14 protein-coding genes, 2 riboswitches and 1 other annotated feature are annotated in these 14,452 nt (G+C 42.5%); all 14 genes read left to right on the top strand.

Features of this window, described 5'->3' with window-relative positions; genetic code table 11:
* Window positions 1-12 precede the first annotated feature (12 nt).
* Window positions 13-699, top strand: a complete 687-nt coding sequence (locus DESMER_RS18440; protein WP_014904580.1) for a response regulator transcription factor — start codon at window positions 13-15, stop codon at window positions 697-699.
* A gap of 7 nt (window positions 700-706) precedes the next feature.
* A complete protein-coding gene (locus tag DESMER_RS18435) occupies window positions 707-2,080 on the top strand; it encodes a sensor histidine kinase (protein WP_014904579.1) in 1,374 nt (457 codons plus the stop codon).
* A gap of 46 nt (window positions 2,081-2,126) precedes the next feature.
* Window positions 2,127-3,059 carry a biotin/lipoyl attachment domain-containing protein gene (locus DESMER_RS18430; RefSeq protein ID WP_014904578.1) on the top strand — a complete coding sequence of 311 codons (933 nt, stop codon included), beginning with the start codon at window positions 2,127-2,129 and terminating at the stop codon, window positions 3,057-3,059.
* Between the two features lie 69 nt (window positions 3,060-3,128).
* Window positions 3,129-3,827 carry a YggS family pyridoxal phosphate-dependent enzyme gene (locus DESMER_RS18425; RefSeq protein ID WP_014904577.1) on the top strand — a complete coding sequence of 233 codons (699 nt, stop codon included), beginning with the start codon at window positions 3,129-3,131 and terminating at the stop codon, window positions 3,825-3,827.
* A 24-nt stretch (window positions 3,828-3,851) separates the two neighbouring features.
* Complete coding sequence (locus DESMER_RS18420; RefSeq protein ID WP_014904576.1) at window positions 3,852-4,307, top strand: cell division protein SepF; 456 nt, start codon at window positions 3,852-3,854, stop codon at window positions 4,305-4,307.
* Window positions 4,308-4,338: 31 nt separating this feature from the next.
* The gene (locus DESMER_RS18415) at window positions 4,339-4,575 is read left to right on the top strand and encodes a YggT family protein (RefSeq protein WP_143015488.1); all 237 of its coding nucleotides are present in this window, start codon (window positions 4,339-4,341) and stop codon (window positions 4,573-4,575) included.
* Window position 4,576: 1 nt separating this feature from the next.
* Window positions 4,577-5,374, top strand: a complete 798-nt coding sequence (locus tag DESMER_RS18410; RefSeq protein WP_014904574.1) for a YlmH/Sll1252 family protein — start codon at window positions 4,577-4,579, stop codon at window positions 5,372-5,374.
* 11 nt (window positions 5,375-5,385) lie between these two features.
* A complete protein-coding gene (locus tag DESMER_RS18405; RefSeq protein WP_014904573.1) occupies window positions 5,386-5,847 on the top strand; it encodes a DivIVA domain-containing protein in 462 nt (153 codons plus the stop codon).
* A gap of 86 nt (window positions 5,848-5,933) precedes the next feature.
* A complete protein-coding gene (locus DESMER_RS18400) occupies window positions 5,934-6,407 on the top strand; it encodes a hypothetical protein (protein WP_014904572.1) in 474 nt (157 codons plus the stop codon).
* A gap of 39 nt (window positions 6,408-6,446) precedes the next feature.
* Window positions 6,447-6,650 (top strand) — a binding site (T-box leader).
* Between the two features lie 112 nt (window positions 6,651-6,762).
* Complete coding sequence (ileS, locus tag DESMER_RS18395; RefSeq protein ID WP_014904571.1) at window positions 6,763-9,549, top strand: isoleucine--tRNA ligase; 2,787 nt, start codon at window positions 6,763-6,765, stop codon at window positions 9,547-9,549.
* A gap of 39 nt (window positions 9,550-9,588) precedes the next feature.
* A riboswitch (glycine riboswitch) is annotated at window positions 9,589-9,694 on the top strand.
* A 3-nt stretch (window positions 9,695-9,697) separates the two neighbouring features.
* Window positions 9,698-9,773: riboswitch (glycine riboswitch) on the top strand.
* A 174-nt stretch (window positions 9,774-9,947) separates the two neighbouring features.
* Complete coding sequence (gene gcvT, locus DESMER_RS18390; protein WP_014904570.1) at window positions 9,948-11,060, top strand: glycine cleavage system aminomethyltransferase GcvT; 1,113 nt, start codon at window positions 9,948-9,950, stop codon at window positions 11,058-11,060.
* Between the two features lie 178 nt (window positions 11,061-11,238).
* Window positions 11,239-11,625: a glycine cleavage system protein GcvH gene (gene gcvH, locus DESMER_RS18385; protein ID WP_014904569.1), complete on the top strand. Its 387-nt coding sequence runs from the start codon at window positions 11,239-11,241 to the stop codon at window positions 11,623-11,625.
* A 1-nt stretch (window position 11,626) separates the two neighbouring features.
* Window positions 11,627-12,967 carry an aminomethyl-transferring glycine dehydrogenase subunit GcvPA gene (gcvPA, locus tag DESMER_RS18380; protein WP_014904568.1) on the top strand — a complete coding sequence of 447 codons (1,341 nt, stop codon included), beginning with the start codon at window positions 11,627-11,629 and terminating at the stop codon, window positions 12,965-12,967.
* Window positions 12,964-14,427: an aminomethyl-transferring glycine dehydrogenase subunit GcvPB gene (gene gcvPB / locus DESMER_RS18375; RefSeq protein ID WP_014904567.1), complete on the top strand. Its 1,464-nt coding sequence runs from the start codon at window positions 12,964-12,966 to the stop codon at window positions 14,425-14,427. Before gcvPA ends, gcvPB begins: the two co-directional genes overlap by 4 nt.
* Window positions 14,428-14,452: the final 25 nt, after the last annotated feature.

Genomic DNA, 14,452 nt, shown 5'->3' with positions numbered 1-14,452 from the left:
AGGAGGATTTAGGTGGCGACAATCTTAGTGGTTGATGATGAGGAACCGATCCTAGAACTCTTAAGGTTTAACTTAGAGAAGGAAGGTTATCTTGTTTCTGTTGCTAAGGATGGGCAGGAAGCATTGGATATTGTGGAAACTGAACATCCTGATCTTGTAGTACTGGATCTTATGTTGCCTGGGATGGATGGCCTAGAGGTTTGCCGCAGAATACGTTTGATTCCCAAGTACCAGCACCTACCCATTATTATGTTAACAGCCAAGGGAGAGGTAATTGATAAGGTATTAGGGCTCGAGCTGGGTGCGGATGATTATATGACTAAACCTTTTAGTCCGCGTGAATTGTTAGCCAGAATCAAAGCCCGTCTCCGTCGTATTAATCTGCCTGATGAGGTAGATTCTCAAGTTGTTAGAGGAGAGCTAAGAATTGATGTGAAAGGGTTTAGGGTCTACGTGCGGGGTGTCGAGACTGAATTAACGCCCAAAGAGTTCGAATTGCTACGAGTACTGGTCGCACATCCGGGTAGAGTTTATTCTCGAGATGACTTATTGGAAAGAATTTGGGGATACGAATATGATGGCGACACACGTACCGTTGATGTCCATGTTCGACATCTGCGCTTGAAAATTGAAAAGGATCCCTCCAATCCGGATTATATCGAAACATTACGTGGAATTGGTTATCGATTTAAAGGATAGTTAAACTATGAGTATTAAATGGCGAATAACTGGCCTCTTTTTAGGTATGACTGCCCTTTCACTGCTTCTTTTTTGGGTAGGAGAAAGTGCGAGGTTGATTTCCGGTCGCCAGCAAATTGATTTAGGAGTTGTACTTCTTGCGTTGCTTCTTCCGGCAGGAATTGTTTATTTCTACACGAGTCAACTTATTCGACGAATGGAGAAATTGCATTTCGCAACCCAGCGCATTGCCAGGGGAGATTTTGAACATATTCATTTGTCGGATTCCAGTGACGAAATTGGACAATTTACCATTGAGCTTAATAACCTCTCACGACACGTTGAGATGATAGTCCAAAATGGAACCCAAGAGGCACAGAAGATGGAAGCAATTCTAGCGGGGATGCAAGAGGGTGTCGTGGCGGTTGATCATGTAGGGCGGGTTGTCTTAGTGAATGCTGCGGCAGAGAGAATTTTTGAACGGCAAAAAACAGTTCGGGAACTAGAATATCTGTTAGAGCTGACCTATGATACTGAACTAGAGCAACTTACTCGTAAAGTCCTTTCAGGCCAACCTTCAGCTTCGAGAGAAATAAATATTGCCCAAAGGATTGTGCAAAGTAAAATTAATCCTATTTTAAGCGGACAAGGTCAGTCTCGTGGCGCAGTTATAGTATTTCATGATGTAACTGAACTACGAAGGCTTGAAAAAATTCGGACAGAGTTTGTTGCCAATGTCTCTCATGAATTAAGAACCCCTCTAACATCCATCAAAGGATTCGTAGAAACCCTTCTTGATGGAGCTGCGGAGGATCCCTCTTTACGAAATCGTTTTCTGGGAATAATCCAGGGAGAGACCTTGCGCTTACAAAGACTCATTGAAGACTTAATGACTCTGGCACGCCTCGAAGGTCAGCAAAATCATGCTATAAGCTCTGTTAAAATAAGTTACGTCCAGAATGCATTTGAAATAATAAAACCCGTAATTCAAAGTTTCGCCCAAGCAAAAGAAATTCAATTAGAAGTTGATTTGCCTGACAATTTGCCTCCCCTAAACATAGGAGAGAATTTATTAAGTCAACTTCTTTTAAATTTATTGGAAAATGCCGTAAAATATACGGCTGAAGGAAGGGTTTGGTTAAATGCACAAGTTGGACCGGAGTTTCTTCGCTTGGAATTTGGAGATACCGGTTGTGGCATACCTGAGGAAACATTGCCGAGAATTTTTGAGCGGTTTTATAGAGTAGATAAGGCCCGTTCACGTGAACAAGGGGGAACAGGGCTTGGACTTAGTATTGTGAAGCACATGGTAGAGGGATTAGGCGGAAATATCAGTGTGAATTCTAAGGTGGGAGTAGGAACGGTTTTTACGTGTTATTTACCAAGAGCTAAATTGAAATGAAACACCTAGTTCGTACACGGAAACTCGAAATTCCAGGGAGGGTAAAATGGAGGGGAGAAGAAGAAAATCCTATTTTTGGTTTTGGGGTCTAATATTCATTATGTTAGTAGGCGGAATTGGATGGTGCTATCGCTCATCGTTCATTGCAGGAACAATAAAGTTTGCAACTGCTGAAACAGGAACCATTAATCATGAACGGATTGTGGTTGCAACTTTTGCTAACGAAGAATTGTCTGTACTCGCTCCAATTTCCGGTAAAGTTGAATACCTTGGAGGAGATGGGCAACGTATTAGGCGTGGGGAACAGGTGGCAACTATAAAACCTGAGGGGGCTGCACCAGGTACTAAGACTAGCGGAATAAATCAGTTGATAACTGCAGCTAAGGGGGGGTTGTTTTTTCAGCAAAGTGATGGTCTGGAATCCATTCTTACCAGTGAAAACCTTATCTCAATGGATCTGAATAAGCTGTTAACCCAGACCCCTGTGGCCAAAACAACTGGAGATACCTTTCAAACTGGTGAGGTTATAGGGAAAATCGTGAATAACCTTATTCCAACAATGGCCTTTTTGGAGATTTCGGATATAGACGAGCTCACAGTTGGCAAAACTATGCGTGTTACTATGGGTAAACAGACTATTAGTGCTAAAATTTTGCGTAAGTCTGATCAGCCAAAAGGAGTAATCGTTCAATTTCCATACTATATTGACGGCTCAGCGGTGCAAAGAAGGCAGGATGTGTCTTGGGTTTTCCGTCCGCCCACTAATGGAGTGCTTATTCCGAAATCCGCTTTATGGACAAAAGGAGAGGAACTGGGGGTTTTTCTCTGGAGTGAGGGGATTGTGCAGTTCAGAAAGGTGAAAGTCCTTGATGAAGATGACAGCATGGTTTGCATCGAGAATCTCCCAAGTGGTATTCCTGTTGTAATAACCCCTCGAGATGGACTCGAAGGATTAGTTGCCAACGTAAAAAATATCTAGAGAGTGATTTATTTAGCAGGAAACCTATGAAACAGCGTAGAATTCATTATTTTCGAAGGAGATAGTCTGATGTTGGCAAAAGCGGGGATAGAACAGCGCTTAAATGAGGTTCGTCGGCGTATTAACCAAGCCGCAGAACGAAGTAAGAGAGATCCGAGTACTATCCGATTATTGGCCGTCTCTAAGAATCAGCCGGTTTCAAGTTTAGAGGAGGCTTATCGGGCTGGACAAAGAGTCTTTGCTGAGAATCGAGTTCAAGAATGGTTGGAAAAGGCTCCTAATCTTCCGAATGATTGCCAGTGGCATCTGGTGGGGAGGCTTCAGACGAACAAAGTAAAATATTTAGATGATAAAATTGCAATGATTCATTCGTTGGACAGGCTTCCATTGTTGGAAGCACTAAATATCCAAGGAGAACGACGCAGCATTGTTTGGACAACGTTGGTTCAGGTTAATATTGCGCGGGATCCTGCCAAAGCTGGACTCATGCCAGAGGAAGTGGCGGACTTTCTGAGCTCAGTTGGTGATTTTCCTTTTGTTAGAATACAAGGGTTGATGACCATTGGGGCATTGGAAGCAAGCATGACTGAAACTCAGGGTTTTTTTCGCCAACTTCGAGAATTGCGGGACACTCTGCAATCTCGAAAGTGGCCTGGAGCCGATTTGGACGAGCTTTCAATGGGAATGAGTCAAGATTTTGAACTGGCTATAGAAGAAGGGGCAACCCTTGTACGTGTAGGCCGTCAGATTTTCGGCGACCGTGAATAGAGACCTGAAAGAGGAGGAAAGATAATGGCCAAATTATTTGATAAGGTTATTGGAATTATGGGTTTCGCAGACGAGGAAACTGAAGAGGATATTCTTGAGGAGAACGAACGTGAGAAAAGTGTTCAGGAAGAAGTTCGTACCAGCCGTAAAAACGCTCAGGTAGTAAGTATACATACTCAGAAACAGATGCGAGTTGTAGTGATGGAACCAAATTCTTTCGAAGAAGCTCAAAACATTGCCGACCAGCTTAAGACCCGTCGGCCTGTAATTGTTAACCTGGAAAACGCTGAGAAGGTTTTAGCTAAACGTATCGTTGATTTTATTAGTGGGACAACTTATGCGTTAAATGGAAACATGCAGAAAGTCGGAAATGGTATATTCTTGTTTGTTCCGAATAACGTCGACATATCTGGGGAGATGAGAGACGAGCTTAAAGACAAGGGAATGTTTTGGCAGAGTTCTAAGTTAGGGAGGGATTAGTATTCTATTCGTTGTTCAAATAGTAAGTAAAGTGATATCTATTCTGATATACGCCATTTTTGTAAGAGTTATTTTGTCCTGGTTTGGGCCTAAGTTTTACCCCTCAAACAACAAATTAGTTGCGGTTCTCTATGATGTAACCGATCCGATCCTCAAACCATTCCAGCGTTTTCAATTTGGCAATGCTGCAATGCGAATGGACTTCTCGCCAATCTTTGCAATCCTTGCCTTGAACGTTGCACAATGGCTGTTATGGCAAATCTTCTAGAATGAGGCATTTAATTGATCGAAGCGTCTTAAAATATTGGGTTGATAAAGAAGCACGTTTAGAAGCAGCTCATTTATTGGATCAAGTAAATTTAGTCCTTAGTAAAGAGTTCCAACAGGTAACTCCATTTTTGAGTTTTGCTATGCGGGATTGGATTGAATCCGTTTTACGTAAAGAACATCTTGCCTATCTGGCAGAGGGCGGACTCCCTGATGCTGAACGGGTTCGCATTATTATGGGTGCAAAGGGAGACATCATGAAACCGGAGCAGGCAGAGATTTCCCTGTTGTCAGTTCGAGCCACTAATCTGCGTGCTAAACTAGAGCATCATCAGATACTTGGATCTCTTATGGGATTAGGCTTACGAAGAGATTTATTTGGAGATATTCAAGCTGGCCAGAGTGGCTTCTATGTTGCAACTACGCTGGAAATCGTCCCAGTTTTGTTAAATCAATGGACTGAAGCCGGGCGGGAAAAAATTAATGTTTCAATATCAGAAGGAATACCGGATCTTCTGCCTGGACTGGGTGAAGAGCGGCGTATAACTGTAAATTCATCACGCCTAGATGCGGTAATTGCTAATGCCTTTGGGGTATCAAGAAGTATGGCTCAAGAATGGATAACTCAAGGTAAGGTTAAAAAGTCAGGTCTTGGGGTGACCAAAGTAGAAACAGAAGTACAACCTAATGACTTAGTATCTTGTCGAGGGCATGGGCGCGTTAAGCTATTGGAGTGCTCCAATACCCGAAAAGACAAAATAGCTTGGCAAATCCTACTTTTTCGGTCACAACGGCATTAGGAGGGATCAAAATGGAAATGACTCCACTTGATATACGAAATAAAGCTTTTCGCAAAGGGATTCGCGGCTATCAATGTGAGGAAGTGGAGAAATTCCTCGAGAATGTCAGCCAAGAATTTGAATTAGCATATACAGAGAATTTCGAACTCCGTGAAAAGACGAAAGCGTTAGAAACGGAAATCGGACATTATCGGCAAATAGAGAATACCTTACAACAGACTTTGGTGTTGGCTCAACAAACTGCTGAAGAAGTCAAGGAGTCTGCGCGTCAGGAGGCGGCAATTATTCTGCGAGAGGCAGAACATGCTAAGACAATAAAGGTTGCTGAAGCACAGAAGAAGTGGGAAGAAATTCAAGAAGAGATCCAAGGTCTTGCCAGGAAACGCGATTTATTGCGTACGCAACTTAAGTCTTTTTTAATAGCCCATCTAGATTTAGAAACCTTACAAGAGAAAAATGAAGGCATCGCTTAACGAGATCAGCTGGAAAATGTTGCGAATCTCTCTGGTTTCGTGGTAAAATGTTTTACAGATGACTTTGAAGGAGAAGGGTTTCATCAATGTATAGAATAATTAGTGAGATATCTCCGGACTTTCTCATTCAAGGGTTTGCCTTACACCAGGATGAGAATGAGATTTATGTTGGCAAAGTTGGCGGCCAAGAGGTTCAGCTTTTAGCTTCCATTGATAACTTAAATTCAGATGAAAAAGATATAAAGATTTTTTGTGTTGGGTTTGCTGAAGCAGATCACCATTTTCGTTCCGGAGATGTTTTGATGACCGGAAGTGATGATTTGCTAGATCGTGCCTTTAGGGCAATGGATGAAATGGAACAACGTGGTGTCGTTGTAAGTTTGACTCCCCCTCCAGACTCTAAGCACTTATACGTATCCAAAGAGCAGATGGATCCTTTTGTTCAAGACTGGAAAAGCCGGAAGCTATCATTTCTTTGTCTTTGGATGATGGAGCCGATTGATTCGGAAGGGCAAGCGAAACTCATTACCATACTGCGTAAAGTTATTTTAAAAGACTAGTGCTTTTATTGCATTTGTAGTAATTTGATAGTATAAATCTTAAACACGTTGAAAAGGACAGTCTTTGTTAACTGACTAAACAGCGAGCGGGGTTGGTGTGAGCCCGTGAGAAAGTGCAAAGAGATCCCCTTGGAGTGAAAGGCTGAAAGGTTAAGTAAGCTTTGTTCGGTTTGTCCCCGTTAAAAGACTTCCGAGTGGCTTTAGAGCAACATGGGTGGTACCGCGAGTAATCTCGTCCCTATTAGGGGCGGGATTTTTAGTTGCTCCATTCGGACGAAATAGCAGTTGGTAAGGTGATAAAAACATTGAAATTCGGCAAGGATAATATGCTTGAACCAAAGGAGGATATCTTTTAATGGACTATCGTAATACATTAAACCTACCCGAAACGGATTTCCCAATGCGGGGGAATCTTCCCAAAAGAGAACCGGAAATTCTCAAAGCATGGGAAGAAGAGAATCTTTATGAGAAAGTGCAAAAGGCTCGGGAAGGGTGCCCGAAATTCATTCTCCATGACGGCCCCCCCTACGCGAACGGCGATATTCATCTGGGACATGCTATTAATAAAGTACTTAAAGATATCATCGTCAAATATAAGACCATGATGGGTTTTGATGCTCCTTATGTTCCTGGTTGGGATACCCATGGACTTCCGATTGAACAACAAGTTATTAAAAAATTAGGAGTAAACCGTCATTCGGTTTCCGCCCTTGAATTTAGAGAGAAATGCAAGGATTATGCAGAGAAGTATGTAGGGATTCAACGGGAAGAATTCAGACGGCTTGGAGTAAGGGGGGATTGGGAAAACCCTTATCTGACTCTGCAAAAGGAGTATGAAGCTGCTCAAATAGGAGTTTTTGGGGATATGACTAAGAAAGGGTATATCTATAAAGGGTTAAAGCCTGTTTATTGGTGCCCTTCCTGTGAAACTGCACTTGCTGAGGCTGAAATTGAATATGCCGATAAGCCAGCTACTGCAATTTATGTGAAATTTGCGGTACGTGATGGACTAAGTGTTCTTACTGAAGATAACACATTTGTCGTTATTTGGACGACAACTCCATGGACACTGCCGGCAAATCAAGCAATTAGTGTACATCCTGAGTTTAAGTATGCCGTTGTAAAGGCGAACCAAGAACATTGGGTTGTTGCTGAAGGGATGTTAGAATCCCTACGTTCCCTCTGGAAGCTGGAACTTCCTGTAGTAAAGATACTTTCAGGAAAGGAACTTGAAGGGGTTATATGCAAAAATCCCCTTATGAATCGAGACTCGTTAGTAATCTGTGGGGAACATGTTACCTTAGAAGCCGGTACAGGGTGTGTTCATACAGCCCCTGCCCATGGTGAAGATGATTTCTATGTTAGCAAGAAGTATGACTTAACCGTTTTATGTCCCGTTGACCACCAAGGGAAATTTACCTCAGAAGGTGGCGCATATGCGGGACTAAAGACCGGAAAGGCAAATCCTGTAATTGTGGAGGATCTAAAGAATTCCGGAGATCTTGTACTTGAGGAAATCATCGAACACAGTTATCCTCACTGTTGGCGCTGTAAAAGCCCGATTATCTTTCGGGCAACTGAACAGTGGTTTGCTTCGATTAATGGTTTCCGACAAGCTGCTTTAGATGAGATAGAGAAGGTTCGCTGGATACCTGCTTGGGGAAAAGACCGGATCTTTAACATGATAGCCGACAGGGGAGATTGGTGTATTTCTCGGCAGCGGACTTGGGGAGTACCTATCCCGATCTTCTATTGTCAGGATTGTGGGAAAGTGTTAGTTAACGATCAAACTATTGCCAGGGTTCAAGAATTCTTCCGGCAGGAAGGTTCTGATGCTTGGTTTGCTCATTCTGCCTTGGAATTGTTGCCGGCGGGAACTGCTTGTGAGTGCGGAGGGACAAACTTCAGTAAAGAGACAGATATCATGGATGTATGGTTTGATTCTGGAACTAGCCATGCCGGTGTCCTGAAGCAGCGACCAGAACTGTCTTGGCCAGCGGATCTCTACTTGGAAGGTTCGGATCAACACCGTGGCTGGTTTAATTCCTCGCTGTCCACTTCTGTGGCTGCTTTTGGTCAGGCTCCTTACCGCAATGTATTAACCCATGGTTTTGTTGTGGATGAGCAGGGGCGCAAGATGTCAAAATCCTTGGGCAATGGGGTTGACCCTCTTAAAGTTGTTCAGGAATTAGGGGCGGATATTTTAAGGCTTTGGGTGAGTTCTGTAGACTATAAAAATGATGTTGCCGCTTCTCCGCGAATTATGAAACAAATGTCTGAAGCCTACCGTAAAATTCGCAATACTTTGCGTTTCTTGCTTAGCAATCTCAATGATTTTGATCCAGCTAAGGATAAAGTTGCTTATAAAGACCTTCAAGAAATTGACCGTTGGGCTCTGCTTAAGCTTTCCAAAGTAGTTGAACGAGTACTTCTGGGATATGAATCCTATGAATTCCACTGGACTTACCATACCATTCATAACTTCTGTACCATAGAATTAAGTGCCGTTTATCTGGATATTGTCAAAGACCGGCTTTATGTAGAAGGGAAAACATCTCTTCTTCGGCGCTCGGCTCAGACAGTTTTGTATGAAGTTCTTGATGCGCTGGTACGTCTTTTAACTCCAATCTTGTCCTTCATGACTGAAGAAATCTGGCCGTATATCCCTGGAGAAAAGAGTGCGGCAAATGTTCAAATAGCAGAAATGCCTAAAGTGAATTCTGAGTGGATGGACGAAGAACTGGCTAACCGATGGGATCAGATTCTTGCTTTACGCACAGATGTCTCAAAAATATTGGAAATTGCGCGACAGGACAAACTTATTAGTCATCCTTTAACTGCACAAGTTGATTTGTATCCGACAGAAGAACAGTACAAATCTCTTAAACAAGTTCCGAATTTGGCAGAAATCTTTATTGTTTCCCAGTTGGTTATGCATCTACCTGATGAAGAAAGACCTGAAGGGGTACAGGCAGCGGAAGTTAATAAGGGATTAGGAATTCATGTTCAACCAGCCGGAGGAAGAAAATGCGAGCGCTGTTGGATGTTCCATGAGGAAGTTGGCAAGAATGAAGAGTTTCCGACGATTTGCCCTCGATGTAGGAACGTGATTTCAGAAAATTCCAGTAGACTTATTGACTGAAAAAGCATATTATATAAGTAAGTAAATAGTTTATACCGGATGAAGCTGGCAGGAGAGATCTGAAATACAGACGCCGAAGGAGAAATTCCTTGAAATACGCTTTTCAAGGAGGGAAGCTCTCAGGCAAAAGTACTGCTAGAAGACGGGACTCTGGAGAGTTTCTTGTAAAAGAACACCAAAGGGGAAGCCGAGATACGGCGAATCTCTCAGGTTAAAGGACAGAGAAAATGCGACTACGCATTTTCTCTGTCCTTTTAATTTACAGAAATTACAAGGGTGTTTTGGAAGGTTTTTTCTGGGTGTGATGTCCTGCTATATGGAACACTATTGAAGAAATCTGATGCGCGAAATGTCTACTATGAAAAACTAGTTTCTAGTCTAAAATAAGGAGGTTTCTTATGAATGAATTAAAACGCACTCCACTTTACGAAGAGCATTTGGCTCATAAGGCAAAACTTATTGATTTTGGCGGATGGGAAATGCCTGTTCAATATGTTGGTGTTATAGATGAACATCATGCCGTTCGGACTAAGGCCGGCCTTTTCGATGTGTCTCATATGGGTGAGATAGAGGTTCGTGGTCAAGATGCTTTAGAGTTTATTCAAATGCTGATCACGAATGATGTCAGTAAGCTGGAAGATGGCAGAATTCTATACTCTCCTATGTGCTATCCAAGCGGTGGAATTGTGGATGACTTGTTGGTTTATCGATATAATTCTCAACATTTTCTGATTGTTGTAAATGCCTCCAATACCGATAAGGACTATGCTTGGATATTAAAACAAGCAGACAGTTTTAATGTGAACTTAGGGAATGTCTCTGACCAATATGCTCAGCTTGCCTTACAAGGTCCTCTAGCGGAAACTGTCTTACAGCGTATTACAGAACTTAATCTTTCACAGATTAAATACTATAGTTTCACTCACGGGAATATTGACGGGATTAGTTGTCTGGTTTCCCGGACGGGCTATACAGGAGAAGACGGATTTGAGATTTATGTTACTCCTGAACATAGTCGGCAACTGTGGAGAAAAATATTGGAAGTTGGTGCTCTAGAGGGTGTACAGCCGATTGGGCTGGGTGCACGTGACACATTGCGCTTTGAAGCTCGTCTTCCGTTATATGGGAATGAATTAGGAGCGGAGATTTCTCCTCTTGAAGCTGGGCTTGGAATTTTTGTTAAGCTAGATAAGGTGAATTTTATTGGCAAGGAGGTAATTCTCGCTCAAAAAGAACAAGGTGTACCGCGAAAGTTAGTAGGATTAGAAATGATTGAACGTGGAATAGCCCGTTCCCACTATCCCTTACAAAAAGATGGGCAAGAGATTGGATTTGTTACATCTGGCTCATTTTCACCAACTCTAAACAAAAACATTGCTTTAGGATTAGTCAAGGCCGATTTAGCGATTCAGGGTCAGATTCTTGATGTAATGATCCGTGGAAAAGCAGTTAAAGCAAGAATTGTTCCCTCCTTGTTTTATAAACGTGAGGATCAATCAAAACCCAAGTAATCTGGTGTAGTATCTGATAAAGTATTATCCAGTATCGCATAGCTAAAAATAATCTAGTAGTTTTACTCGTGCTAATTGCTTAAATAAAATTCATCTAGCCATACACATTTAGTATTACTAATGGATGTTGCTAATCCCCTTTGGACAAAATAATTAAAATTTGAGGAGGATGATTTAAATGAATCCAGTTGATGTAAAGTATAACAAAGAGCATGAATACGCAAAGGTTGAAGGAAACATTATAACTTTTGGTATAACAGACCACGCCCAAAAAAGCCTTGGAGACGTAGTGTTTGTCGAGCTCCCGGATGTAGGAACAACGGTAACCGCCGGAAAATCTTACGGTACAGTTGAATCAGTTAAAGCTGTATCTGACATCTCTGCTTCTGTGAGTGGAAAAGTTGTAGAAGTGAACACTTCAGTTATGGATACACCTGATTTATTAAATTCTGACCCCTATGGAGAGGGCTGGTTGATTAAGGTTGAGGCTGAAGATTTAGCTCCGCTGGAAAGTATGATGTCCGTTGAGGAATATGAGACATTTTTAGCACAGGAGGAACATTAGAATGAACTTCGTACCGAATACGGACAGCCAAAAAGAACGGCTCTTAGCCCGTATCGGGGCTAAGTCACTTGATGATCTTTTTGCAGATATTCCCCAGGAAGTCCGTTTGCAGCGTGCGCTGGCTATTCCTGGAGGGATGTCGGAGCAAGAATTAGTCAAACAGGTCAAAGGTTTGGCGGCTTTAAATAAAACTGTCGAAGAGTATAGTTCATTTTTGGGAGCTGGAGCTTATGAACATTACATTCCCAGCTTCATTGACCAATTATTGTTGCGCTCAGAGTTCTACACAGCCTATACACCTTATCAACCTGAGATTAGTCAGGGAACCCTTCAAGCAATTTATGAATATCAAACCTTGGTTTGTGAATTGACGGGAATGGATGTCACGAATGCTTCCATGTACGATGGAGCTTCGGCACTAGCAGAAGCAGCTCTTATGAGCTGTGATGCTACACGGCGAAATAAAGTGTTAGTTTTGACTACGGTGCATCCGGAATATCGTGAAGTCTTGAAAACATATTTGCCGCCTCGGGGTGTAGAAATAATTGAAGTTCCTTTCAAAGAAGGTGTAATGGATCAGGCGGCTTTAGATGCTGTATTGCAAGAAGATATTGCAGGCGTACTTGTTCAAACTCCCAACTTTTTTGGCGGTCTAGAAAATGTGGAACAAGTTGTCCAGATGGCTCATGCCAAGGGTGCCTTAGTGGTTGTCTCTGTTAACCCAGTTTCATTAGGACTGGTTAAGTCTCCGGGTGAGTGTGGGGTTGATATTGTAGTAGGTGAAGGTCAGCCTTTCGGAAACCCGCTGAATTATGGTGGGCCATACTTGGGGTTCTTGTCATGCCGAGATAAGTTTGTCCGTCGTATGCCTGGGCGAATAGTTGGGGCTACAACTGATAAATCTGGAAAGCGAGGATATGTTTTAACTCTTCAGGCACGTGAACAACATATTCGACGGGAAAAAGCGACTTCAAACATATGCTCGAATGAAGCGCTTTGCGCCCTTGCTTTTACAATGCATTTAAGTGCCTTAGGTAAAATAGGACTAAAACAAATGGCCTATCTAAATCTGCAAAATGCCCACTATGCTGCTCGAGAAATTTCTAAACTACCTGGGATGAGCTTGTTTTTTTCTGGGCCGTTTTTCCATGAATTTGTGATTAAGACTGAAATTGAACCTGCGAAAATTAATAAAGTACTCTTAGAAAATAAAATTATTGGTGGGCTTGATCTGGCTCGTTTCTATCCGGAACTCGATCACCATCTCCTCTTCTGTGTAACAGAAACGAAATCAAAAGCAGATATTGATCGGCTAGTGGCCAGATTGGGGGAAATCCAGTGAAAGTTTTAGAACCGCTAATTTTTGATCTAAGTGCCGATGGACGAACTGCAGTAAGTCTACCTGCCTGTGATGTAGCGGAAGTTCCTATTGAAAATCTCATACCTGAGAGTTTATTGCGTAAGCAAGAACCGTTGCTTCCGGAAGTCTCTGAAGTAGACGCTGTCCGTCACTTTACTCACCTGTCTACCTTCAATCATGGTGTTGATACTGGGTTTTATCCTCTAGGGTCTTGTACGATGAAGTATAATCCAAAGGTTAATGAAATGTTGTCCCGCCTTCCAGGTTTTACTGCTCTGCATCCCTATCAGCCGGAGTCGCTGACTCAAGGAGCTTTACAGCTTATGGCAGAGTTACAGGAGGATCTTTGTGAATTAACCGGAATGGATGGGTTTACACTTCAACCAGCCGCCGGAGCCCACGGAGAAATGACAGGGATACTAATTATCAAAGCCTATCACGATCATCGCCAAGACACCAAACGTTCAAAGGTCGTAGTTCCAGATTCGGCTCATGGAACAAATCCCGCTACAGCTGCAATGGCCGGGTACGAAATAATTCAAATTCCCTCCAATGAACGTGGTGGGGTGGATCTTGAAGCTTTGAAAGAGGTTCTAAATGACGAGGTTGCGGCTCTGATGCTGACAAATCCTAACACTGTGGGTCTATTTGATGAAAATATTTTAGAAATAACCAAGTTGGTTCATGATGTGGGCGGGTTATTATACTACGATGGAGCGAATACAAATGCTGTAATGGGTATTGCCCGTCCGGGGGATATGGGCTTTGATGTTGTCCATCTAAATTTGCACAAAACCTTTTCAACACCCCATGGGGGCGGAGGGCCGGGGTCTGGACCGGTTGGGGTTAAGGAATTTCTGATTCCTTATCTTCCTAAACCACTGGTTGTACGGTCCGAAGATGGAGTCTTTACACTTAAAAATGATATGCCTTTATCTATAGGACGTGTACGCTCTTTTTATGCAAATTTTTCAGTACTTGTAAGGGCCTATGCCTACATTCGTAGCCTTGGCGGGGCGGGATTAAGGTCAGCTTCAGAAAATGCAGTTTTGAATGCCAATTATCTTATGAGTATTCTTAAAGACCATTATTATCTCCCCTTTGAACGCGTCTGCATGCATGAATTTATTATTACCCCTAAGAACCTTAAGTCAACGGGAGTACACACCTTAGATATTGCAAAACGTTTGTTAGACTATGGCTATCACCCTCCAACTATTTATTTCCCGATAATTGTTGAAGAGGCTATGATGATAGAGCCTACAGAAACTGAAAGCATTGAAACACTAGATAAGTTTGCTGAAGTTCTAATTAAGATTGCTGAAGAAGCTCGGAATGATTCGGATCTGGTAAAGAACGCCCCCTATACCACATTTGTAACCCGTTTGGATGAAGTAAGTGCCGTCAGAAAACCAAACTTACGTTGGCGTAAAGAGTCTTAATAAATCATTTTTAGACACAGAATGC

It is taken from the genome of Desulfosporosinus meridiei DSM 13257 (assembly GCF_000231385.2).
GTDB classification, from domain to species: Bacteria; Bacillota; Desulfitobacteriia; order Desulfitobacteriales; family Desulfitobacteriaceae; genus Desulfosporosinus; species Desulfosporosinus meridiei.
This window is presented reverse-complemented; position numbering and strand designations above follow the sequence as displayed.